The organism is Photobacterium sp. Ph5 (genome assembly GCF_022129445.1).
Taxonomy (GTDB): Bacteria; Pseudomonadota; Gammaproteobacteria; order Enterobacterales; family Vibrionaceae; genus Photobacterium.
Window position 1 is genome coordinate 27,697 of sequence record NZ_JADQAQ010000009.1, and the last position, 20,726, is coordinate 48,422.

The following is a 20,726-nucleotide window of genomic DNA, read 5'->3' on the forward strand; positions in this document are numbered from 1 at the left end:
TCACGTATAAACGTATATATTCGATCTGCCGTAAATAAAAAGTCTATTTCGGCTAATACACCAAGGAGTGAATAATGAAAAAAGCCATGATGGTGGCAGGACTGGTAGCATCAGCGTTATTAGTCAGTGGTTGTTCGGATAATGAAGTTGGCGATGTATCACTAGGAGTCTTTACCACCAAAGATATTAAATTAAATACGTTAGTGGATCCATTAGTGCCCGGTGTTACCTGTCATATTGCAAGTATTGAGGCAGATTTAAGCCTAGCTGATCCATCAGACTCATCAATTTCATGTCGTCAAACAGGTGAAATTACACCTGATATGATTGCAAAAATAAACAAATCGAAATCAGGTGAAGTGGTATTTAAAAAATCAAAAAGTATTTTCTTTAAAACCATGAAGATTCGTCGTATTTACGATCCAGCTTCTGAAACATTGATGTATTTATCATACTCAACAAAAGAAACTTCTGGCAGTTACAAGCATAGCTTATCAACTGTACCTCTTTGGGGAACAAAAGCTTATGTTCCTAAAGAGTTAACATCACAATCTGTTCAATAATCTCTATTTATATACCCAAGTCACCTTAAGGTACTTGGGTATAAATATAACAGGAATTTTAAAATTTACTGAAGCGACCTTTAACCATGATCGAGCCGATCAATGCCATGACAAGACCAGTTAATAACACCACAAAGTTTTTATGACGTTCAGCAGCTAAAACTTTTTCAGCATAATTTGTATTCGGTAAATCAGTACTGCTAGCATGAATATATGAACCCATTTCCATCAGCACATGCTCTTGTCCGACCATACCACTTAAAGAAATACTGGCCCATAATAACGACACAACACCAATTGAAATTGAAATAAAACCCCAGCTTTGTTTAACATCCATATTCTAACCTGCTTTAAAACCATAAAAACATAGTTTTTTATTTATATAACGGAGAAATACACAATATGTGCACTAAATATTAGAGATATATCTCTTTGGTCGCATAGAATATTATAATAATAATTGAAAAACAAATGACTGATATAAACTAAAACGCTGTTCAAAAAGCAACCAAATTTAATTTAAACAATATTCTAAAATTAAAAACAAAAAGTAACCAATTGTTTTCAAATGATTTTTATTTTTTTGTGCTTTTTTTGAATTTCAGTTTTGAAAATATGAACAAATAAATTTGGAATTAATATTTACCTTATTTTTAATTTCGTGATCAAGTGCTAATTTTATTTACACAAAAATGACAATCAAAGAATATGAAAACAAATACAACTGTATATATATACATTGCTTGTGTTAAGTATTAAAAAATAAAAAGTAACCATAAAAGGTTACTTTTTTATTAATAGGAACGTATTACTTCTGTTTTGGTCTAAAAGGTTTTATCACAGCCTCATCACATTCTAAGAATGGACCATCCATTAAATCAATACAGTATGGGATCGCAGGAAAAACAGCATCTAAACATTCACGAATCGATTTAGGCTTACCTGGTAAATTAACAATTAAGCTATCACCACGTAAACCTGCAGTTTGGCGAGACAATATCGCTGTAGGTACGAACTTAAGCGATTCAGCACGCATCAATTCACCAAAACCAGGCATCATACGGTCGCATACCGCTTCGGTCGCTTCAGGCGTCACATCACGCTTAGCCGGCCCTGTACCACCTGTCGTAACAATAAGGCTGCAGTTTTGCATATCTGCCATATCAATCAGTGTGGTTTCAATGACATCTTGCTCATCAGGGATCACCTTATAAACTGGCTCCCACTCTGAGGTTAAATAATCATTTAGCGTATCGATAATAGCTTGGCCTGAAATGTCTTCATAAATGCCAGCACTTGCGCGATCACTTACCGTAACAATACCAATTTTCGCTTTGCTCATTTGTTTCCCCTCAGTTTTCTTTTGTCTCTTTATTACTTAATCTTTTAAGTAATAAACTAACGTGCTCGCAAGTGTAAGGAAAATAACGTCGAGGTAAACCGTTATTTTCCTTACACTCTCTATTCTCAATTAATATCATCTGACGCATTAACACCAACGACGAACATTTCTGCAATATTGCAAATATTCATCACCAAACATAGCGAGTAATACCTCTTCTTCTGGCTCTATTTGAAAATTATTCATCACCCATATAAAAATAGGTACGATCACAAAGCAACTCAGCGCGGAAAAATAAAAAGCAGCAGCTAATAGGAAAAAAACTAACCCTATATACATTGGATTACGCGTAAAGCGATAAATACCGGTCGTCACCAACCGTGATGTATTCTGTGGATGGCGGGGATCAATCGTTGTATTAGCCTTTGCAAACGCAATTATTGCTGTAAACCCTGGGATAACACCAATAAAACACAACACCGAAACCAGTAAGCTCTTACCGCTAAAATCAAATGTTAAAATAGGATAAAAGCGAGAGAGTAAGTACATGGCTAACACGGATAGTAACAATAATATTGGAGGTGGGACACGCAACGACATACAGAACGCCTTCTAAAAAATATTAAGATATCACTTTGATATTATAGATATAATTACATCCAGTAGATATTTTATTTGCCTCAAATGCGATCAGCTTATAGCATGACTGTTTTATCTATTTTGTCACGTTATGCAGCCACTAAAATATCTACAGGGATATCCAACTCATCTTACTGAGCAAGTACAACAGCTTATCGATAATGATACGCTCAAGACGCTGCTCTTAAAGCGCTACCCGACGCCACATAACATCAAAACAGAAAAAGCGCTGTATGATTATGTCGTTGAGCTTAAAAATGCCTATCTGAAAAAATCAGCACCGATAAGTAAAGTGGCTTACGATAATAAAATCAATGTTATCAATCATGCATTAGGTTTACATACGTTTATCTCGCGCGTCCATGGAAGCAAACTTAAAGCCAAACATGAAATTCGTGTTGCTTCAGTCTTCAAATCAGCCCCACTTGAATTCCTGCGTATGATTGTGGTTCATGAATTGGCACACTTACGAGAGAAGGAACACAATAAAGCGTTCTACGCATTATGTTGTCACATGGAACCTCGCTATCACCAATTAGAATTCGATATGCGTATGTACCTGACCCAACTCGAACTATTAGGCCCAATTTATTCTCAACCGAAAAGCGATTAAGGCCATTATTCCTGTTTCTATGGAAAAATTAGGTCGTCGATTTAATTGCGATTACAATAACGTAAAACGTCACAGAGATATTAAGCATGCAACAAGAAGAATTTGAGATTTTAGTAAAAGAATTGGCAGCACTCGATAGCGTTTCAGCGATCCTAAATGCCTTAAAAGACAACGATGAGCCTGAAATTGCAGAAACAGCAGCAGCAATGATTGGTCACTTTAGTCTTGCTGAAATCGACGGACAACAGCGTATTTACCACGTTTTCACTCAAGAAAACGACCAAGGTGAAGAAGAAGAATTTGCCGAGTGGGTAATGAATGCTAATGATGAGCTGATGCGCTTCATTGCATGGTTCTTCTACACGACCTTTGAAATTAACGATAAAGAAACGTATCAAGCTGCAGGTCGTTCGTACACACCTGCAAAACGTAGCTAATACGAATTGAATTTAAACCGCCAATAGCGTTCTTTTATTGGCGGTTTCTAACTACATACTTATTCTTCTTCATCTTGAACACGTGGCACCCAGTTACATAACGTAAGCATTTTGGTTATCGCATCATATTCTTCGTTATTTTCAGTATCATTAAGACGTTGAAGGTAAAACTGCGACATCACATTCGTTATAGTCATAACGATTCTCCTCTCTAGAAACTGTATTCAGTTTGCTAAAATGAACCGTAACTAAAAACAGAATAAATCCGATTTTTCCCTTCCCTATTTCACCATTATCGATGCGATAACACTGATTAAAACGTCATAACTATAGAAATATGGAACTGTTTTCTGGTTTTATTATCCTTATTTAATTTATCAATATTTTATTAACCTTCGTCTGGATAGAAAGGCATAAGAAAAATGCAATCGGTACTAACAGCGAATCACTTTTTCGCCTACAATAAGCGCCAAAATATTCAGATTCAGGTGTTAACATGAAAATTTGTGCTGTTGAGCTACGTAGTAACGAAGCGGTTATTTGTCTTCTTTCACTTCAAAATGGCATGTTCGATATTCCACAATGTCGTACGCAAAAGTTCATCATGGAAGATTCTCTAGATAACCAACAAATGCGTGATTTCCAATTCGCATTTAAAAAACTACTGGATGATTACCAAGTAGATAAGGTTGTGATCCGTAACCGTGAAACGCGTGGCAAGTTTGCAGGTAGCGCAGTAGGCTTTAAATTAGAATCGGCTATCCAGCTTATTCCAGATGTTGATGTTAACTTCATGACCAATGCTGACATTAAGCAAAAGCTAAAACGTAATCCAATGGCGATTGATTTCCGTGATACCGGTTTACGTCAATTCCAAGAAGCCGCATTTACAACTGGCTACGCATTCCTTAGCCGTTAATACATTATCTAACATAATGTAATCAATATCTTAAAGGCGCTTTGCTTAATGCTTAGCGCCTTTTTTATCCGCTCAATAAAAAATCCCCTGAGACTGATTACGTCTCAAGGGATGATTACTAAAGCATGTTGTAATGGCTGATGAATAGGTTACTGCACTATTACCAGCTCATTAATTTTACACTTATTGACAGTTAGCTACGCCAACTTCTTTCCATACACCCCATTGACCAGATTTCGCAGGGTCTTCGCCACGTGTCCACCACTTAGCTTCCCATACTTTACCGTCTTGAGTTACTTGGTCGCCACCAGTATAAACTGTTGCTGAATCCCATGCGTTATCACAAGTATCAACAGGTGGCTCTACCGTTGTGTGTTTAGCAACAACAACTGTCGCTGAAGCGCTTGAGCTTGCTTCGCCATCAGATACCGTTACAGTAAAGACTAAGTTAGTGTCTTGCGTATACTCAGCCGCAGTAAATAGTACTTGTGAACCATTAACTGTTGCATTAACGCCAGCTGGTAATGTCCAATCAAACGTTAGCGTATCACCCGCATCTGCATCTGAAGAAGCTGATGCATCAACAACAACTACATCGCCAGCGTTCGCTGATTGTTGTGCTGTTACACTTGCTACTGGTGCCGTGTTTGTTGGTGGTACGACAACATCTTTAGGATTAACCGTTACAATAACAGTGTCTGATGCCGTTGCACCTTTGTTATCTGTTACTGTTAGTTTGAACGTTAATTGCTCAGCTTCTGATACTTCTGCTGCGGCAAAACTTGCTGAAGCAGAATCAGCACCAGTTAATGCTACTGCAGTACCTGATACTTGCTCCCAAGCATAGCTAACAATGCTACCATCAGAGTCTTTCGAGCTTGAACCATCAAGTGTTACAGATGCTGGACCTGAAACAGCTTGATCCGCGCCAGCTGCTGCGGTTGGTGCCTTGTTTGGCTTATCAATCACCGCGCCTGATACACCTTCATGCATTGCATTTAGGATATCACCGTTATCCGCATCAATTTCCCATGAGAATAAACCTGCAAGACCAAGTGATTTAACGTAGTTACCTTTAGCTTTAACAGAGCGATCATCATCAAATGTGATCAAGTCACCTGTTGAACGATTCCACACATACGGTGCTTCTGCTTGCTCATCGTAACCATATTCAAAGCCATTGATTCCTTGGCTGTTAGCACCAAGCATGTATGATTTAATGCCTTTGTAATCAATAACGCCGTCTTCCCAAACACCTTGCTCTTTAGTGCCAGTCAGTTTGCCAGTACCTGTACCCGTCATTGGATCTGTTGGGTCTGTTAGTGTATCAGGTGTTACACCTGTCCAACCACGACCGTACATTGCAGCACCAAGAACCAGTTTATTCGCAGGAACGCCCTGATCTAGTAATAACTGAATACCAATATCAGAAGTGTAAGCAGGTCCTTTGAACGGTTCGCCATTTTCGTCAAGACCTGTACCATCACACTGACCAGGACGCATGAAGTTACCACAGTAAAGTGCTGTTTGGTGACCAGGAACGTTGTTCCAACCGCCGTAGAAGTCGTATGTCATTGCAAAGATGTAATCCATGTATTGGATAGCTTCGCCATAATCAACATCTTCGATCTTATCGTGACCAACACCGATTGCTGATGTTAGCTCATAAGTACGACCAGTATCAGCTTCTAACTTATCAAGCATTGCACGTAGTTCACGCATTAACGCAATGTAAGCAGGACCATCTTTTACTACATCACCACGATCTGCTGCTTGACCGCCGCCACCTGGGAATTCCCAGTCAATATCAACACCGTCGTAGAATTTCCACGTTTTTAGGAATTTCTCAACAGAGGCAACGAATGTGTCACGGTTTGCTTTATCTACAAAATCAAAGAATGGGTCAGACAATGTCCAGCCACCGATTGATGGGATAATTTTCAGATCAGGGTTACGCTGTTTCAATGCCATTAGCATTGCATAGTTACCCTTGATAGGTGTGCTATATTCATGACCAGCTTGCTTAAAGCTCTTTTGGAATGCAGCCCATGGGTCATGGATAACAACTTCGTAATCGTTCACGCCTTTACATGCTGTTTGTAGTGCGTTGAAGCTATTACCACCTACTGATTTCACAGACTCGTTTGGACCACAAATTGGGATGAAGCCATAAAGAATATGGGTCAAGTTGTCTGCAGGAATGTTATCTACTGTATATTCACGACCATAGATACCCCACTCTACGAAATACGTCCCCATAACAACACTTGGATCGGTATCAAATGATTTGTTGTTTGGGTCAACATTCATTGCTAAAGGCGGTAAATGTGAGCCATCGGTATCAGCGATAGTGATTTGTGCTGGAGCACTTTTTGCACATCCTGTTTCATCACACGCTTCGATTTCCATTTGGTACAAGCCACCTTGCTCATACTCAAAAGAAGCCGTCGTTTGACTACCTTTGATTGGACCAGACGCTACTTTTTTGCCATCAAAATAGATGTTGTAAGTATCACCTGAATTACCACTCCATTGGTTAAACTTTACGTTAATCTTAGCTTTGTCATGATATTTAACCATGTCGTTATAGCCAGATGTCGTTTCCATTGCCAGCTCAATTTTAGAAAACTGAAGGTTATTAGAACCATACAGATCAACGCTTGGTGCTGTAGGTGCTGCAATTGCGGCACCAGAAAGTGCAAGCGAGATTCCTGCTGCACAGAGGTTAAATCGAATCATAATCTATCTCTCAATCCTTGAATTTATACTCAACATTAAGCATATAATGCTTCTACGTCTGGTACAGGGTATGACTTTTTTTATTAGTAGAAACATGTATTCAGCATTTCAGAGACTGGCTATTTTTCAAAAAAAATAAGTCAGGTATCCATTCTTTTGCACAAATATTCATACAAGAATTTTTATATTTCATGGTTTTTGCAACAAGAGGCAAACAATCAACAACATTTTGATAACATTCAGGCGTATTGAAAAAATTTATTGCACAGCTGTTTTTAGACGAAAAATAAGATTATTTCATAGGAAGGAAAACAAAGTTATCGTCAGATCTTTATCAAATAATACGAGCATTAAGATTATTTATAGATAACTTTGCTTTTTATAACAGGATTATGTTCGATGCTGAATTGCAGAGTAACCACCATCAAGCTGAACCAAATGGCACTTTCGTAGTAGTTTTAGTAATGATATTGCAATTAAAGAACGACATCCCCCAGCACAATGAACGACAAAGTTATCTTTCTCTGAAGGCAGTTTTCCTTGAACAATATCAGATAAAGGTAATGCTTCTGCATTAGGCAGCGTACCTTTTACTCTTTCATCTTGTTCACGCACATCTAAAATATTCAGCTCTGATGCCTTCGTTACTAGCATTTCAGCAGATATGTGTTCAACCTGAGACAATGTCCCTTCAAGCACTTGAAAACTGATATGGGTATAACCTAATGCTTGCAATGTTTCTTTAACTTGATCTTGGTTATGAGGTGAAGCGATAACGTCTAATTGAATATATTTATCCGGCAGCATTAATTCAAGCCACCATTTAAATTGTTTTCCGCCAAATCCAACAAACACACTACCTTCAATATGACCTGCTAAGAACTCATCAGAACTTCGCGTATCAATCAGGATTTTTTTTCTATCTGTAAAAATATGCACGTCTAAGATTATCCTTTAGAAATAGAAGCTTAAGACCTTACGCTTTTATAATAAAAAAGCTATGGTCGCAGTAACATATTTATCGACAACAATATAAATTGACACCGTGCCCGTTCATCCTTACTGATAATACAGAAAAGATTTAGCAATAAAATTAACGTCGTTTAAATAACGCTCGTACTATTGCATTAGCAAGTTGCCTTAATAAGGTTTTAATAAATGATTCAGTATAGGTTTGACGCTGAGAACGACGAGGCTTACGAATACTGGCTCGTTTCTCTTGCTTTGCTGTCTGCGCTTGTTGTAATTGTGCCTGCTTTTGCTGCTTCATACGCTTATTTAGCATCTCATGGGCAGATTCGCGATTAATCGCTTCTTTATATTGCTGATAATATTGGCTCGCATTGAGCATCTCTGTACGCTTGTCAGCACTAATAGGACCAATTTGCGACTCTGGTGGTCGAATAGTGACATGTTCAACTACCGATGGTACACCGCCCTCTCCTAATACTGATACTAATGCTTCACCCACACCTAATTCGCCCAACAAGGTAACAACATCTACATTGGGGTTATCCCTAAATGATTCAGCTGCAACTTTTACAGCTTTTCTCTCTTTTGGGGTATAGGCCCGTAGCGCATGTTGAATACGATTACCGAGTTGACCTAAAACCGTATCAGGAATATCGGTTGGATTTTGACTAATAAAGTAAATACCCACCCCCTTAGAACGAATTAAGCGCACCACTTGCTCAATTTCATCTAAGAAGACTTTTGGCACATCATCAAATAATAAATGAGCTTCATCGAAGAAGAACACAAATTTGGGCTTATCGAGATCACCCACTTCTGGCAGATTTTCGTAAAGTTCAGACAATAACCATAATAAAAAGGTTGAGTACAACTTTGGCGATTGGATCAAGGTGCTGGCATCAAGAATGTTTACCATACCTCGACCATCTGTAGCCGTTTTCATGAAATCATGATAATCCAATGCAGGCTCACCAAAAAACTCACTGCCACCTTGACGTTTAAAGCCTAATAAACGACGCTCAATAGCAGCAATAGAAGATTTACTAATACGTCCGTACATCCCACCCAATTGTTTTGAGTTATCGCCTAAGTAATTTAGTGCAGTAGAAAAATCATCCAAATCCAACATCGGCATTTGGTTTTCTTCTGCATATTCAAACGCTAAATTAATTAATCCTTCTTGAACATCATTACAATCTAACAAACGACTTAATAATAGTGGTCCCATATCTTCTAACGTAGCGCGGATTTTTGCCCCTTCTTTCCCAAACAAATCCCAGAACTCAACGGGAAAAGAAGTAAATTGAAAATCATCAATTCCAATTTCACGACAACGTTTTTGTACAACCGCATTATCAGTACCAGCCTTCGCCATACCTGATAAATCACCTTTTACATCCGCTAAAAAAACAGGCACTCCGAGAGATGAAAAGCCCTCAGCTAAACACTGAAGTGTCACCGTTTTGCCTGTACCTGTTGCTCCAGCAATAAAACCATGACGGTTAGCATATTTAGGGTGGATCCCAATTTTGCTTTCACCTTTACCGATAAGAATCATGTCACTTTTCATACTCAGCCCATTCTCTGCATTTTATTATTCAATCCTAACCAAACTTAGACGGAAGTCAGTTAAATTACGATAAATAATCATAAACATAGCGTCATTATTGAGGTTTAAATGAACCAATTAATTTAGGTTTAAACATAAATAACACGGCACTAATCACGAATATAAATAGAATAATGACGAGATTAAGTTGATACCAACCAATACCTAGAAAAATCAACGTGGCATTAAATTGTAACAACGATGTACCCGTTAAATTGATGATGCCACATGTCAACATACATGCAGCCCCTGAGATACCATAAGGTAACCCAAGCTAAATCTGCGTTTACGTCCAATCTTTACCTAAATAAAAGAAGCGAGGCTCATGACACACATCATACCAATAAACTGAATAGCAACAGGCAAGATGACTAATCTTTGTTCATGATCAAAGCATTGACCAATAAGTACAATGGCGAAAGTTAGCACAATATTCCCCGTGGTTAATAATGCCTAACACAAAGAAAGTATCCATACTTATTTATTCATCTCCTCCGTTCAAAAAACACTCAACGAAAGTACTAACATGGATATAAAGGTCTAAATAATACTAATTAATATGCTCTTTTGTATCTTTCACTGATTATTTCCTTGCTAAAGACTACTTTACTCAAAGTTCTTATATTACATCCACGCTTAATACCCAATTATAATTTTCAAAAAAGTATTATTTTCCTATAAAAAAACATAACCAACATACAAATAAAACAGCGAACAGAAAAATTAACCAATTGATTTTAAATAAGATCAAAACATTCAGTTCGAAAAAACAAAATGCATTACAAAAACTAATGCTAATCTCTATTTTTTTTCATTTTTCAGTATTTAAGACATACGTATAATGCGCGTCAACAAGAGAGCCAAGCGCCTCTAAATCTACTTTTCTATTACTTTTATCTCGTTTTATACAGTATCAGGTTGTAACTATGACTAAGAAAATCATCAAAAAAATCGCCGTAGCTTACCAACGTTCTTTCTCTGAGCTATACAAACGCGATAACAAATAAAATCTCATCATTTTAAAAAGGAGCTTTTCGCTCCTTTTTTATAACTCTTTTTCCCTATACATCATTTCCAAATACCAAGTTGTCTTATACCAACTTCTATAAAGTTTTGATTTCTCTAACACATTCATCTGTTTTTTTTGATATAACTCTTTATTGATGTATTGAGATAAAAAGGAATAACGATGGATAAGGTTATGGAAGTCATTAACTTCCTCATCGCACACAAATTACTACTAAGTGCTCTGATCATTGTGATTATTTCACTGATCCGTCGTCTGGTTTTGACCAAAATTCGTGGGGAAGAACTCTTTCTTTCAGAAGAACAACGAAAATGGATGTCTCGAACCAAAAATGGCACCTTTTCTATTCTTATCCTTTTACTCTTCATCCTTTGGCGCTCAGAAATTAATGAGTTTGCATTATCTGTCACAGCGATCGCGGTTGCCATTGTTGTCGCATCGAAAGAAATTATTCTTTGTATTACAGGATCAATTCAACGCGCAAGCTCACGTTCGTTTCGAATCGGTGACTGGATTGAAGTGGGCAAGTTATGTGGCGAAGTCATCGAACACAATATGATGGCAACAGTAATCCAAGAGATCGATCTTCATCATGGCCAGTATCATTACACAGGAAAAACAGCAACCTTACCCAACAGCATGTTTTTCACTTACCCAGTAAAAAACCTCAATTTTATGAAGCGTTATGTTTACCATAACTTTTCTATCGTAGTACCCAATTTCCTCAACCTCTACCCTTTACTACCAACTATGGTCAAAAAAATAGAGCATCATTGTGAAGATTTTATTGACGTCGCTCGTCGCTATAACAGCATGATAGAAAAACATGCAGGTGTTGATTTACCAGGCTCAGAACCACATATCCATATAAGTAGTGGCGCGACAGGCGAACAAATTGTTCACTTCATGTTATTTTGTCCAACAGAGCAAGCGACACATTTAGAGCAAGAAATTCGACAAGATTTTATGGAAGAATACGAAAAACATTTTCCCAACAAAGATGACTAACCAGAAAAAGAGCGAGCATTAATCTCGCTCTTTTTAATTGTAAGCAATAAAAAATACGGCTAATTTTTAACGGCTTGTTTAACATTACTTAATTGTTGATGTAATAGAGAAAATTGCTGAGTTAACTTATGCTTTGGTAAGAAATGAATAAGCGGAATTTGTTGAAAATGTGATTCTTTCATTTTGATCGATTGAGGTAGATAAGGCTCTAGGACTGGGAAGCCTAACTCTTTAACACTTTCAATAATCTGACGAGGAAAGTTTGCCTGAGCATTAAACATATTGACCACAATACCTTCTAATGACAACTCACGATTATGATCATCTCGAAGCTCTGCTAAGTTATCCATTAAATTGATCAATGCCTGTTGTGAAAAACTATCACAATCAAATGGGATCAATAAGTTATGCGCCGCAATTAATCCCGACTTAGTATAAAAATTTAGGTTTGGCGGGGTATCAATATAAATATGTTCATATTCTTTTTCTAATTCATCTAAAGTTTCACGTAACTTATAGATCTTATAGCGGCGTTCTAATTCTGGCTCTAATTTATCTAATTTGGGACTCGATGGAATGAGGAATAAATTGTCATAATCGGTCGGTTGGGGGTAATCCAATGTTGGTGATGCCATTGAAAACCAAGAGGCGGTTTGATTGAGTAAATCAGCAATGGTTTTATCGCTTTTTTGATTAATATCATACCCTAAATAGTGACTTGAATTACCTTGGACATCGAGATCTATCACGAGTGTCTTGTGCCCTTTCGCCGCACTAATAGCCGCTAAATTTACGGTAATACTTGATTTACCCACCCCACCTTTCTGATTAAATATAATTCTGCGCATCACATCCCTTCCAATGTTTAATTATTAACCAACACAATATACCTTTATATGCATATCTTTGTTAGCTAAAAACCCACACTTCTTAAAGTTAAGACTGATACAACTCAAGTGGTAATCCATCTGGATCGCTAAAAAAAGTAAATTTCTTTCCCGTTAACTCATCAACACGGATAGCTTCTACCTCAATATGATGTTCAACTAAATATGCTGCTACAGATTCCACATCATCTACTGAAAACGCCAGATGACGTAGCCCTTGCGCCTCTGGATAACTGGGTCTTTGGGGAGCTTCGGGAAAAGAAAACAGTTCAACTTGGCTATTATCTGGTAAACGTAGATCGAGTTTGTACGATAGGCGTTGCGCTCTATAAGTTTCATTGATGATCTCTAGTTTTAAGATTTCACTATAGAAGTACTTAGAACGCTTATAATCAGAGCATATAATCGCAACATGATGTATTCCGTTAAACATAAAATGACTTCCTTATCTGATTTTGAAAAAATTAATTAGATGGGCCATTAGTGACATAGGTTTTATCATAAGGTGCTAATAAGTGTGGATTATTTTGAATATCAACATCTTTAATATGATTTCCCGAATAATTTAAATACGTGAGTTCTTTGTTTTTTCTCACGTCAAGAGATGTTAAGTGATTAAAACTTACATTTAGCACTTTTAATTTTTTATTATATTTAGTTTTCAATTTGCTAAGCTGATTATGTTCAACACTAAGCAGTTCTAATTTAGGGTTATCACTAATATCAAGTTTGCTTAATTGATTATGTGCTAAATCTAACTGCTGCAAGTTCGGAAAATTACTTAATTCTTTAATTTTTGATATATGTAAACCGTCACATTTCAACTCAGTAATTTGTTCACTATATGCTTTGCCTTGCAAAATGACGCAACGTTTAAAGTTTGCATCAACAAATGGAATATCACTGATTGCCGCATAATGCTGAGCACAACCAGATAGGGTGGCTCCTACAAAAAATAGTAGGGTCGATGAGAGTGTATTTTTCATTTGAAATCTTTTCTAATATCGATGTTGAAAACACGCTTAATCTTTACGTAATGGTCGAATCACGCTCTCTAGCCCTTCGATTTTAAAATCAAGAGCCAAAGCCATCAGCATACCCAACTCGCCTTCAGGAAAACCTTGTTTCTGAAACCACAATAAATACTCTTCAGGTAAATCGATAAGGATTCGACCAGCGTACTTACCGAACGGCATTTTCATATTTGCTAATTTAATCACATGCTCTTGCTGAAACATTACTTTCGTCACATAGAAAAACAGCTAAACATTGTAACAATGCTTAGCTGTAAATATACGAAATTTTTGTAAATTAAAAATCAGATTATTATCACGCTATGCCGCAACCCATGACTGGGCGACTACTCTCTGCCCATCAATATAAAGGCTTGCAGTGTAATGCCCACCAGCATTCACTTCACCAACACCTTTTGGTGTACCCGTCATAACAATATCACCATCTTCTAATGTCATGAATGATTGGATCTCCTGCAAAATAGCGACAGGTTTTGTGATCATTTGAGAGCTAACGCCACGCTGTAAAACGTCTTTATGTCGTTCAAACACCACTTCAAATTCAGTTTCAATAATATTAGGTAGTGGTACAAAATCACTAAAGAGTACGGATCCATCAAATGCTTTTGCTCGTTCCCATGGTAAGCCCTTCTGCTTTAAGGTCTCTTGTAGTTCTCGTTTAGTTAAATCAATCCCAACTCCCGCTGCCATAAACTTACCTTGTTGGTACATAAAACAAATTTCAACTTCATAATGTACTGAATCATCATTATGCTTAGCATTAAGTTGCTGAGAAATGGCAGAATTGGGTTTATTAAACAAGACAAGTTGCGTCGGGATTTCATTATTTAACTCATGGATATGCTCAACGTAATTGCGACCAATACACACCACTTTTGATGGTGCTATATATTTATCTCCAGTGGGTGAACTTAGCGTAACCTTCTGCATTAAATAATTATCCTTAATAATAGCGAGTACGCCTATTATTCATATATTTATGAATTAATAAAAATATACAAATAAAAAAAGATGCCGTTTACATTTTTACGGTTATTTGTCACACTTCAGAACCTGTTGAGTTTTACTGTTCATATGACTTTTGTAAGCAAGACACAGAACAATATTGCGTTATTATTGACACATCTGACTATTGACCGTTACCTATCTATCATCGTCACCATCTGTCTCTGACGCACCTTTCTTGCTGTACGACACGAGAAATATAATGAAAAAAATTTTATTAAGTACGCTTTTACTGACATCACTATTAACAGGCTGTAGCTCTTCCCCTAAAGATGTTGCAGCACTTCCTAGCACATGGGCAGTAACAGCAATTGATGGACACTCAGAGCCTGTAGATGCATTACCGAAGAAACCAGAATTAGTGATTGATAATGACTTAACAGTCACCTATCTAGGCTGTAATACACTAACAGGTAAGCTAACACTAACAGGTCAAGACTTATTGACTAAAAATTTAGCGTCGACCCGTAAAATGTGTATTCAAAACGAACAAGCTATTGTTGATGGATTTGTAAAAAGATTGCTAACGGGCCCATCAGATTATCTTGTTAACCAGAATACCTTGATTATTAGCTCTGATCGTCACACAGTGACATTTAAGAAAGTAAAATAATTTACGGATTGATTTCAATAAAAATGAAAGCTCTATACTTTCATATATATAAATTAATATAATTTATGTTTTCTTAAAGGCCCAGTTGCATAGCGATTAGGCCTTTTATTTTCTGCTTCTAGATAGCTTCCTTACCCATCTTTCAGACAGTAAAAAGCTTTCTACCGTACAAGTATATCGGTCAACAACGACGCCTATCACACGTCGTAAGTCGTAACCAGTTATAAGCCAAAATATTCCTCATAACTCTTAGTTACTGGTCTTTTACGTCTTAACATACGCGGCTTCATTGCTAGATAACCCAACTCAATCGCTCAACTTGTGTTGTATTAATTTTCTAACCTCTTACGAACATGACTCATTGCACAAGTACAATAAATAGCTTTCCAACTAAAAAACATCTGATTTAGACACCACTTTGAGTGCCTCTTTCAAGTACTTGTCTTAGAAATAAAAAAGCCGAATGTATGAAATACATTCGGCTTTTTACGCATCTATATTATCGTTTAGCTGATCCTTTTGAGCTTAACGGAAGAGCATTACATCAATAGTGCTCTTCTTGTATTTACCGATCAGTTATACTTTCTACGCTTTTCTAGCTCTTGTCATTAACCCAAAAGCAAGCACACCAAAACCTAATGCTTGTAACCATAATTGCTGCCACCAGCCAATCATTTGAGCAAAGGTTGCGCCCATCTGATTTAAACCAAGAAAACCATTAATAGCAGCAGTTGACGGTGCTAACTGGGTTAACTCTCGTAGTAATGTTGGCAATTCAGAGGTTGGCCAAATAAAGCCTGCGGTAAACACCAGAGGTAATGAGCTTAATAACACCACCAGCGTGACTAACTCACAACGTGGAATCAACTGTCCTAATACCATTCCCAACATGATTACCGCTAATAAAAAGGCTACCGTCATGGAAAGGAGATCAGGAATTGATGCCAATCGATTTACCCCATAATAGGTAAAGGTAAAACCAAAATAGTACGCGGCTAAAACCAAATAAATTACGACAAAGATAAACGCCCTTACAGCCATAATCATCCATACTGGATATTCAGACCAATAACCACTTTTACCCGCAGATCGCGCTTCATTTTCTGATGCGCCGACCATACCGACACCAATTAACAATGTCTGGTGTAAAATAAGTACAAAAACAGCAGGAACAACATAGTTAATGTAGCCCATTGTGACATTAAACACTGGACGCATGTTTAACTTCATTGCACTGTACTGTTCGGTCGCTTGAACGAAGTTATCACCCTTTAAAACAAGATGGTTAATCTTCGCCTTTACGCCTAGATCTGTACCTGCTGAACTTAATCCTTCAACAATCGTACCGTATACTAGGAACAAAGCTGCATTACCAGCGTATGCTAATGTTGGGCTAGTCCCTAACATCACATCTTTGTAGAAATCATGAGGGATCACTAAAATCCCTTCTACTTGACGATCAAGTAACGCTTGTTTAGCCGCATCAATACTGCCTAAGTGCTGAGTAATATGAACCTGTGGTGTGGCATCAGCCATACGGATCAATTCGCGGCTCATCTGCGTTTGATCAAAATCGACAACGGCCACTTTCTGATCTCGAGGGAGCTCATTGGTATAAGGTAGTGGGTATAAGAACGAGTAAAAAACCACGCCGCCAAATACTGTAAACACCAAAGAAACATTAGTAAAAATGGCTTTTAGCTCATGCTTAAATAAATTTAACCATCCCATCTAGGCTTCCCCTTTTACAGCATTGCCACTTAATGCTTTACGACGATGAACTAACATCAACATCACTGCTAGTACCATTGCAACCATAAACCACGACAAAACAAACAATTGATGAGAGGCCTGATACCAACCAGTGCCGTAATCCACTTGCTGTAATTGCACTTCAATATAATGGCTTACTGGTAATAAGCTACGCCACATTTTTGCAATCACAGGCATATCAGTGGCGGGGAACGTGATCCCCATAAAGGCAAAGGCAGGTGCTGTAAATGCTGCAACAAAACTCATTGCACGTGGCACTTCCATCGCAAGGAAATAGATAAAAGCCCCCATACTTTGACACGCCAGCACCATCAACAATTGCGCGACAATCAAAATATGCCAGTCACCATGCATCGGCCAATCCAGTGCTACGTACATCCACCACAAGAACAGCAAGCCTTGGATCAAAAATAACCCAGTATAAGCAGCTAACTTACCCAGTAACTTAGAAACAGGTGACGTTTGTAACCACTTCCATAGTCCTTGTGTTCTCGCTTCATGGGCAATGGCTAATACCGTTGTCGCCACAATCAAGATCTGCCAGATAGACGGGATAATGGCAGAAACCAAAAACTGTCCATAATGACTATTACTGTTAAACAGCGGTGTAATTTGCCCACGAATAGGAACGGCTTGCCCCATCGCTTGCAAAGGTACAGGAGCCCCTGTCGCCATATTCTTAACGGTTTCAACCCCTGCATTGAATGTGCCTTCAGCAAGTAACATTGCAGAGTTGATCAATTTACCTATTAAAATAAATTGCCCATTATAAAACGTGGTGATCTGTGGCGAAAAACCAAGCTTTGTGTCTTTTTCAAAATTATCTGGGATCACCACCATGGCATAGATTTCATTGGCTCGCATCGCTTCACTGCCCTGATCTGGACTCGTGAATTGACGTGTAACCGCCATTGTCGGACTGGCATCCACATAACGGGTAAAATGACGAGACAACTGGCTATGATCAAGATCGACAACACCAACAGGTAAGTTATGCGCTATACCCGTAGAAAAAATAGCCCACATAGTGAGAAATAACACCGCAGGTAACCACAGTGTTAATGCTCGTAACCAGCCATCTTTCCATATGTTTCGCCATTCTTGCTTCACATACTGAAAGCTATTCATATTACTGCTCTACAATCACGCTCATGCCTACGCGCAAGCCATCAATCGGTTGTGTTGGACGTGCTTCCACTTCAAAGGTGCGCATATCAAAGCCTTTCGCCGTATCAGTTGCACGCCACGTAGCAAAATCACCCATTACCGCAACATGCGTTACTTTAAATGAATAGGTTTTATCACCTAGTGCCGGAATGGTTACGTTAAACTCTTTACCTTGTTGGTAATCTTTTAGCTTATCTTCTCGCACATTAAAGACAGCCCACGCATCGTTAATATCAATAATATTCACCACAGGGAAACCTTGTGGTGCTAGTTCACCGTCGTGCAGTAATACTTGAGAAACCTCACCTTGGTGCCAGCTAGAGATCTTGGTGTCAGCAACATACGCTTCCACTTCTGCCACAGCACCTGCAGCCATTTTCACTTTCTCTTGTGCTGCACGTTTAGTTTCTACTCGTGCGCCTTCTTTAGCCATCTCATACATCTGGTACGCTGCACTCTCGGTATATTGTGCCGCTTGCCATTGTGTGAAAGCTTCATCGCGTTTTTGCTCTGCAATCACGCCATCTTTATAAAGGTTATTCACACGGACATAAGTCGTTTTCATCAATTTCGCCGCTGCCGTAGCTTTACGCCATTGATCTTCTGCAGCTGCAATTTGCTGACGTCGCGCGCCTTTTTCAGCTTCTTCTGCCAACGCACCAGCCGCTTGCTCACCTGCTTTCGCTTGTTCTAACTTGGCATCAATTTCCGGACTTAAAATGGTAAAAATAAGTTGTCCCGGTTTAACTTCATCGCCTTTACGAACAAGTACTTGGTCAATACGCCCTGGTACTTTTGAGGAAATATTGTATTGCTGCGCTTCAATCTGACCTTGCATACGTTCAGGCTGAGGCTGGTAAGCATGCCAGAAGGTGTAACCCAACCAACCCACAACAGCAATTACAGGAACCGCTACTGCTATAGACTTCAACTTACTCATGACAATTAAACCTCTATACCTTGATATTTCTGATAATTATTAAAGGTGTTCATTTCACCGCTTACCGCCAGTAAACGAGTTAAACACATAACATATTGATAGGCCGCAGCAAGTCGCTGGGTTTTAACAGCGGATAAATACAGTTCAGCGTCAACCACATCAAGTGACGTTGATAATCCTTGGCTAAACGCTTTTTCACGTAGACGAATATTTTCTTTTGCTAATGCAAGACTCGATTGTAAACCGTTATATTCTTCGACTGCTTGGTTAGCTTCTCGGTAGGTTTTCTCAACTAACACAGTCAGATCTTGCTCAGCTTGCGCACGTAAATGATTCACTTGTGTCACCATCGAATGCGCCGCTTTTACCTTACCTGAACGGCCAGAGCTATCGATAAGCGGAACACTGACACCAATACCTACAGCCCAATCAGGTGCCATTTTAGCGGCAAGAGAGTCGCTTTCGTACAGGTTATAATCACCGTACAAATACACTTCTGGGTAATACTTGCCTTTCTCTACATCAATTAAGCCATCAGCCTGTTTACGCTTAGCATCCAAAATATGTAAACCAGGGTAACTTGCTAACGTTTTATTTATAAACGCCGACATGGGCGGTAAAGAACTATTAATAAACAGATTGGTAGTAGGTACTGTGGTACTCGATTGCTGCAGTAGTCTTGTTAGCGCAACTTGCGCAATTTCTAAATCACGCACTGATTTTTGTGCGTCAACTTTTGCTTTATCGTAAGCCGCTTCTGCTTGTAGACGTTCAACTTTTGCTATTTGACCTTGTTGTTCAAGTTTAAGCGCATGTTCGTAATGACGTTTGAGCCCTGCTTCAACCTCTTTACGTGTTTCAACAACATTTTTTGCTAAAACAACACCAAAGTAAAAGCGGGATAAATCTTCAAATTTCGCCTGCTGCATCATGGCTAACATGTATTTCGCTTCTTGGGTTTTCCCTTGAGCAATATCTTGTGCAGCACTTATGCGACCACCAGTAAAAATAGGCCAAATCGCACGAACAGAGCTAGTTAACACATCACGATTGGCTATTGTTGATGTAAATGCTGAATTTAACGCAGAATCTTTAACTATATTATTAATAACTTTGCCAATTTCACTATCCGATACTGGCAAGCTACCAAACAGATCTGATGGTGATAGTTTGACATCTTGATCAAGTCGCGTGTAATTCGCGCCAACCGTTACGGTTGGAAAATAGAGATCACTGGCTGCATCTTGCATGTGCTCAGCTTGCTCAACACTTGAACGCCCAGCTGCCAAACCATCATTCTTTGTCACGACAGTATGCCACGCATCACTAAACGCAATCGGTGATGCATAAAGACTAGGCGTGATAGCTAACAATGCGATAGCTAATGGCTTAACCATAAATGGTTTTATTCTCATAAGGTAACCCTTTGATACCTGTTT

The 20,726-nt window shown here is 38.4% G+C and carries 23 protein-coding genes; 6 read left to right on the plus strand and 17 right to left on the minus strand.

From position 1 onward, the window contains the following. The first annotated feature begins 74 nt into the window (after positions 1-74). Positions 75-563 (plus strand): CreA family protein, encoded by a 489-nt coding sequence (locus tag I3259_RS05605; protein ID WP_238028721.1) that lies wholly within the window; start codon positions 75-77, stop codon positions 561-563. 58 nt (positions 564-621) lie between these two features. Here the strand turns inward: I3259_RS05605 and I3259_RS05610 are convergent, their stop codons facing one another. The 3 genes from I3259_RS05610 to I3259_RS05620 all read right to left on the minus strand — a co-directional run bounded on the left by I3259_RS05610 (position 622) and on the right by I3259_RS05620 (position 2,505). After that, positions 622-900, minus strand: coding sequence for a molybdenum cofactor biosynthesis protein (locus tag I3259_RS05610; protein WP_238028722.1), 279 nt, complete (start codon positions 898-900; stop codon positions 622-624). A 471-nt stretch (positions 901-1,371) separates the two neighbouring features. Then, positions 1,372-1,905 carry a molybdopterin adenylyltransferase gene (gene mog / locus I3259_RS05615; RefSeq protein WP_238028723.1) on the minus strand — a complete coding sequence of 178 codons (534 nt, stop codon included), beginning with the start codon at positions 1,903-1,905 and terminating at the stop codon, positions 1,372-1,374. A 147-nt stretch (positions 1,906-2,052) separates the two neighbouring features. Beyond that, on the minus strand, positions 2,053-2,505 hold the full coding sequence (locus tag I3259_RS05620; protein WP_238028724.1) for an isoprenylcysteine carboxylmethyltransferase family protein: 453 nt from the start codon (positions 2,503-2,505) through the stop codon (positions 2,053-2,055). Between the two features lie 130 nt (positions 2,506-2,635). On the opposite strand from I3259_RS05620, the gene I3259_RS05625 reads away from it, so the two are divergent. Both I3259_RS05625 and I3259_RS05630 read left to right on the plus strand, forming a co-directional pair. After that, positions 2,636-3,157 carry a M48 family metallopeptidase gene (locus I3259_RS05625; RefSeq protein ID WP_238028725.1) on the plus strand — a complete coding sequence of 174 codons (522 nt, stop codon included), beginning with the start codon at positions 2,636-2,638 and terminating at the stop codon, positions 3,155-3,157. Positions 3,158-3,243: 86 nt separating this feature from the next. Further along, a complete protein-coding gene (locus I3259_RS05630) occupies positions 3,244-3,594 on the plus strand; it encodes a hypothetical protein (RefSeq protein ID WP_005364069.1) in 351 nt (116 codons plus the stop codon). Between the two features lie 59 nt (positions 3,595-3,653). Here I3259_RS05630 and I3259_RS05635 read toward each other — a convergent pair whose 3' ends face one another. After that, positions 3,654-3,791 (minus strand): hypothetical protein, encoded by a 138-nt coding sequence (locus I3259_RS05635; protein ID WP_173425639.1) that lies wholly within the window; start codon positions 3,789-3,791, stop codon positions 3,654-3,656. 299 nt (positions 3,792-4,090) lie between these two features. Between I3259_RS05635 and I3259_RS05640 the strand changes: the two genes are divergently transcribed. Then, positions 4,091-4,513, plus strand: coding sequence for a DUF3010 family protein (locus I3259_RS05640; protein WP_005364059.1), 423 nt, complete (start codon positions 4,091-4,093; stop codon positions 4,511-4,513). 183 nt (positions 4,514-4,696) lie between these two features. On the opposite strand, the gene I3259_RS05645 is transcribed toward I3259_RS05640, so the two are convergent. The 4 genes from I3259_RS05645 to I3259_RS05660 all read right to left on the minus strand — a co-directional run bounded on the left by I3259_RS05645 (position 4,697) and on the right by I3259_RS05660 (position 10,071). Continuing rightward, entirely contained in the window at positions 4,697-7,252 is a 2,556-nt protein-coding gene (locus I3259_RS05645; protein WP_238028726.1) for a glycosyl hydrolase family 18 protein, read from the minus strand. A gap of 390 nt (positions 7,253-7,642) precedes the next feature. Then, on the minus strand, positions 7,643-8,191 hold the full coding sequence (locus tag I3259_RS20295; protein ID WP_238028727.1) for a rhodanese-like domain-containing protein: 549 nt from the start codon (positions 8,189-8,191) through the stop codon (positions 7,643-7,645). A 154-nt stretch (positions 8,192-8,345) separates the two neighbouring features. After that, complete coding sequence (locus I3259_RS05655; protein ID WP_238028728.1) at positions 8,346-9,794, minus strand: helicase HerA-like domain-containing protein; 1,449 nt, start codon at positions 9,792-9,794, stop codon at positions 8,346-8,348. Between the two features lie 94 nt (positions 9,795-9,888). Then, a complete protein-coding gene (locus I3259_RS05660) occupies positions 9,889-10,071 on the minus strand; it encodes a hypothetical protein (protein ID WP_238028729.1) in 183 nt (60 codons plus the stop codon). A gap of 951 nt (positions 10,072-11,022) precedes the next feature. On the opposite strand from I3259_RS05660, the gene I3259_RS05665 reads away from it, so the two are divergent. Continuing rightward, positions 11,023-11,868 (plus strand): mechanosensitive ion channel family protein, encoded by an 846-nt coding sequence (locus I3259_RS05665; RefSeq protein ID WP_238028730.1) that lies wholly within the window; start codon positions 11,023-11,025, stop codon positions 11,866-11,868. A gap of 59 nt (positions 11,869-11,927) precedes the next feature. On the opposite strand, the gene I3259_RS05670 is transcribed toward I3259_RS05665, so the two are convergent. From I3259_RS05670 to I3259_RS05690, 5 genes are all read right to left on the minus strand, one after another. After that, positions 11,928-12,716 (minus strand): ParA family protein, encoded by a 789-nt coding sequence (locus I3259_RS05670; RefSeq protein WP_238028731.1) that lies wholly within the window; start codon positions 12,714-12,716, stop codon positions 11,928-11,930. 88 nt (positions 12,717-12,804) lie between these two features. Continuing rightward, positions 12,805-13,188 carry a VOC family protein gene (locus tag I3259_RS05675; protein WP_238028732.1) on the minus strand — a complete coding sequence of 128 codons (384 nt, stop codon included), beginning with the start codon at positions 13,186-13,188 and terminating at the stop codon, positions 12,805-12,807. Between the two features lie 31 nt (positions 13,189-13,219). Continuing rightward, positions 13,220-13,741 carry a hypothetical protein gene (locus tag I3259_RS05680; protein WP_238028733.1) on the minus strand — a complete coding sequence of 174 codons (522 nt, stop codon included), beginning with the start codon at positions 13,739-13,741 and terminating at the stop codon, positions 13,220-13,222. 36 nt (positions 13,742-13,777) lie between these two features. Beyond that, positions 13,778-13,993 carry a DUF3820 family protein gene (locus tag I3259_RS05685; protein WP_005364029.1) on the minus strand — a complete coding sequence of 72 codons (216 nt, stop codon included), beginning with the start codon at positions 13,991-13,993 and terminating at the stop codon, positions 13,778-13,780. Positions 13,994-14,089: 96 nt separating this feature from the next. Beyond that, complete coding sequence (locus tag I3259_RS05690; protein WP_238028734.1) at positions 14,090-14,719, minus strand: fumarylacetoacetate hydrolase family protein; 630 nt, start codon at positions 14,717-14,719, stop codon at positions 14,090-14,092. Positions 14,720-14,996: 277 nt separating this feature from the next. Here I3259_RS05690 and I3259_RS05695 point away from each other — a divergent pair, with 277 nt between their 5' ends. Next, positions 14,997-15,407 (plus strand): META domain-containing protein, encoded by a 411-nt coding sequence (locus I3259_RS05695; protein ID WP_238028735.1) that lies wholly within the window; start codon positions 14,997-14,999, stop codon positions 15,405-15,407. Between the two features lie 585 nt (positions 15,408-15,992). On the opposite strand, the gene I3259_RS05700 is transcribed toward I3259_RS05695, so the two are convergent. From I3259_RS05700 to I3259_RS05715, 4 genes are read right to left on the minus strand one after another with little or no spacing between them, the layout of a single operon-like run. Then, complete coding sequence (locus tag I3259_RS05700) at positions 15,993-17,138, minus strand: ABC transporter permease (RefSeq protein WP_238028736.1); 1,146 nt, start codon at positions 17,136-17,138, stop codon at positions 15,993-15,995. Next, the gene (locus I3259_RS05705; protein WP_045128145.1) at positions 17,139-18,308 is read right to left on the minus strand and encodes an ABC transporter permease; all 1,170 of its coding nucleotides are present in this window, start codon (positions 18,306-18,308) and stop codon (positions 17,139-17,141) included. A gap of 1 nt (position 18,309) precedes the next feature. Then, positions 18,310-19,287, minus strand: a complete 978-nt coding sequence (locus I3259_RS05710; RefSeq protein WP_238028737.1) for an efflux RND transporter periplasmic adaptor subunit — start codon at positions 19,285-19,287, stop codon at positions 18,310-18,312. A gap of 5 nt (positions 19,288-19,292) precedes the next feature. Continuing rightward, positions 19,293-20,702, minus strand: a complete 1,410-nt coding sequence (locus I3259_RS05715) for a TolC family protein (RefSeq protein ID WP_238028738.1) — start codon at positions 20,700-20,702, stop codon at positions 19,293-19,295. Between the last annotated feature and the right edge of the window lie 24 nt (positions 20,703-20,726).

Coding starts and splice junctions, on each gene's coding strand:
- I3259_RS05605 (WP_238028721.1), top strand. CDS start 75: ATGAAAAAAGCCATGATGGTGGCAGGACTGGTAGCATCAGCGTTATTA.
- I3259_RS05610 (WP_238028722.1), bottom strand. CDS start 900: ATGGATGTTAAACAAAGCTGGGGTTTTATTTCAATTTCAATTGGTGTT.
- mog (WP_238028723.1), bottom strand. CDS start 1,905: ATGAGCAAAGCGAAAATTGGTATTGTTACGGTAAGTGATCGCGCAAGT.
- I3259_RS05620 (WP_238028724.1), bottom strand. CDS start 2,505: ATGTCGTTGCGTGTCCCACCTCCAATATTATTGTTACTATCCGTGTTA.
- I3259_RS05625 (WP_238028725.1), top strand. CDS start 2,636: ATGCAGCCACTAAAATATCTACAGGGATATCCAACTCATCTTACTGAG.
- I3259_RS05630 (WP_005364069.1), top strand. CDS start 3,244: ATGCAACAAGAAGAATTTGAGATTTTAGTAAAAGAATTGGCAGCACTC.
- I3259_RS05635 (WP_173425639.1), bottom strand. CDS start 3,791: ATGACTATAACGAATGTGATGTCGCAGTTTTACCTTCAACGTCTTAAT.
- I3259_RS05640 (WP_005364059.1), top strand. CDS start 4,091: ATGAAAATTTGTGCTGTTGAGCTACGTAGTAACGAAGCGGTTATTTGT.
- I3259_RS05645 (WP_238028726.1), bottom strand. CDS start 7,252: ATGATTCGATTTAACCTCTGTGCAGCAGGAATCTCGCTTGCACTTTCT.
- I3259_RS05655 (WP_238028728.1), bottom strand. CDS start 9,794: ATGAAAAGTGACATGATTCTTATCGGTAAAGGTGAAAGCAAAATTGGG.
- I3259_RS05660 (WP_238028729.1), bottom strand. CDS start 10,071: ATGTTGACATGTGGCATCATCAATTTAACGGGTACATCGTTGTTACAA.
- I3259_RS05665 (WP_238028730.1), top strand. CDS start 11,023: ATGGATAAGGTTATGGAAGTCATTAACTTCCTCATCGCACACAAATTA.
- I3259_RS05670 (WP_238028731.1), bottom strand. CDS start 12,716: ATGCGCAGAATTATATTTAATCAGAAAGGTGGGGTGGGTAAATCAAGT.
- I3259_RS05675 (WP_238028732.1), bottom strand. CDS start 13,188: ATGTTTAACGGAATACATCATGTTGCGATTATATGCTCTGATTATAAG.
- I3259_RS05680 (WP_238028733.1), bottom strand. CDS start 13,741: ATGAAAAATACACTCTCATCGACCCTACTATTTTTTGTAGGAGCCACC.
- I3259_RS05685 (WP_005364029.1), bottom strand. CDS start 13,993: ATGTTTCAGCAAGAGCATGTGATTAAATTAGCAAATATGAAAATGCCG.
- I3259_RS05690 (WP_238028734.1), bottom strand. CDS start 14,719: ATGCAGAAGGTTACGCTAAGTTCACCCACTGGAGATAAATATATAGCA.
- I3259_RS05695 (WP_238028735.1), top strand. CDS start 14,997: ATGAAAAAAATTTTATTAAGTACGCTTTTACTGACATCACTATTAACA.
- I3259_RS05700 (WP_238028736.1), bottom strand. CDS start 17,138: ATGGGATGGTTAAATTTATTTAAGCATGAGCTAAAAGCCATTTTTACT.
- I3259_RS05705 (WP_045128145.1), bottom strand. CDS start 18,308: ATGAATAGCTTTCAGTATGTGAAGCAAGAATGGCGAAACATATGGAAA.
- I3259_RS05710 (WP_238028737.1), bottom strand. CDS start 19,287: ATGAGTAAGTTGAAGTCTATAGCAGTAGCGGTTCCTGTAATTGCTGTT.
- I3259_RS05715 (WP_238028738.1), bottom strand. CDS start 20,702: ATGAGAATAAAACCATTTATGGTTAAGCCATTAGCTATCGCATTGTTA.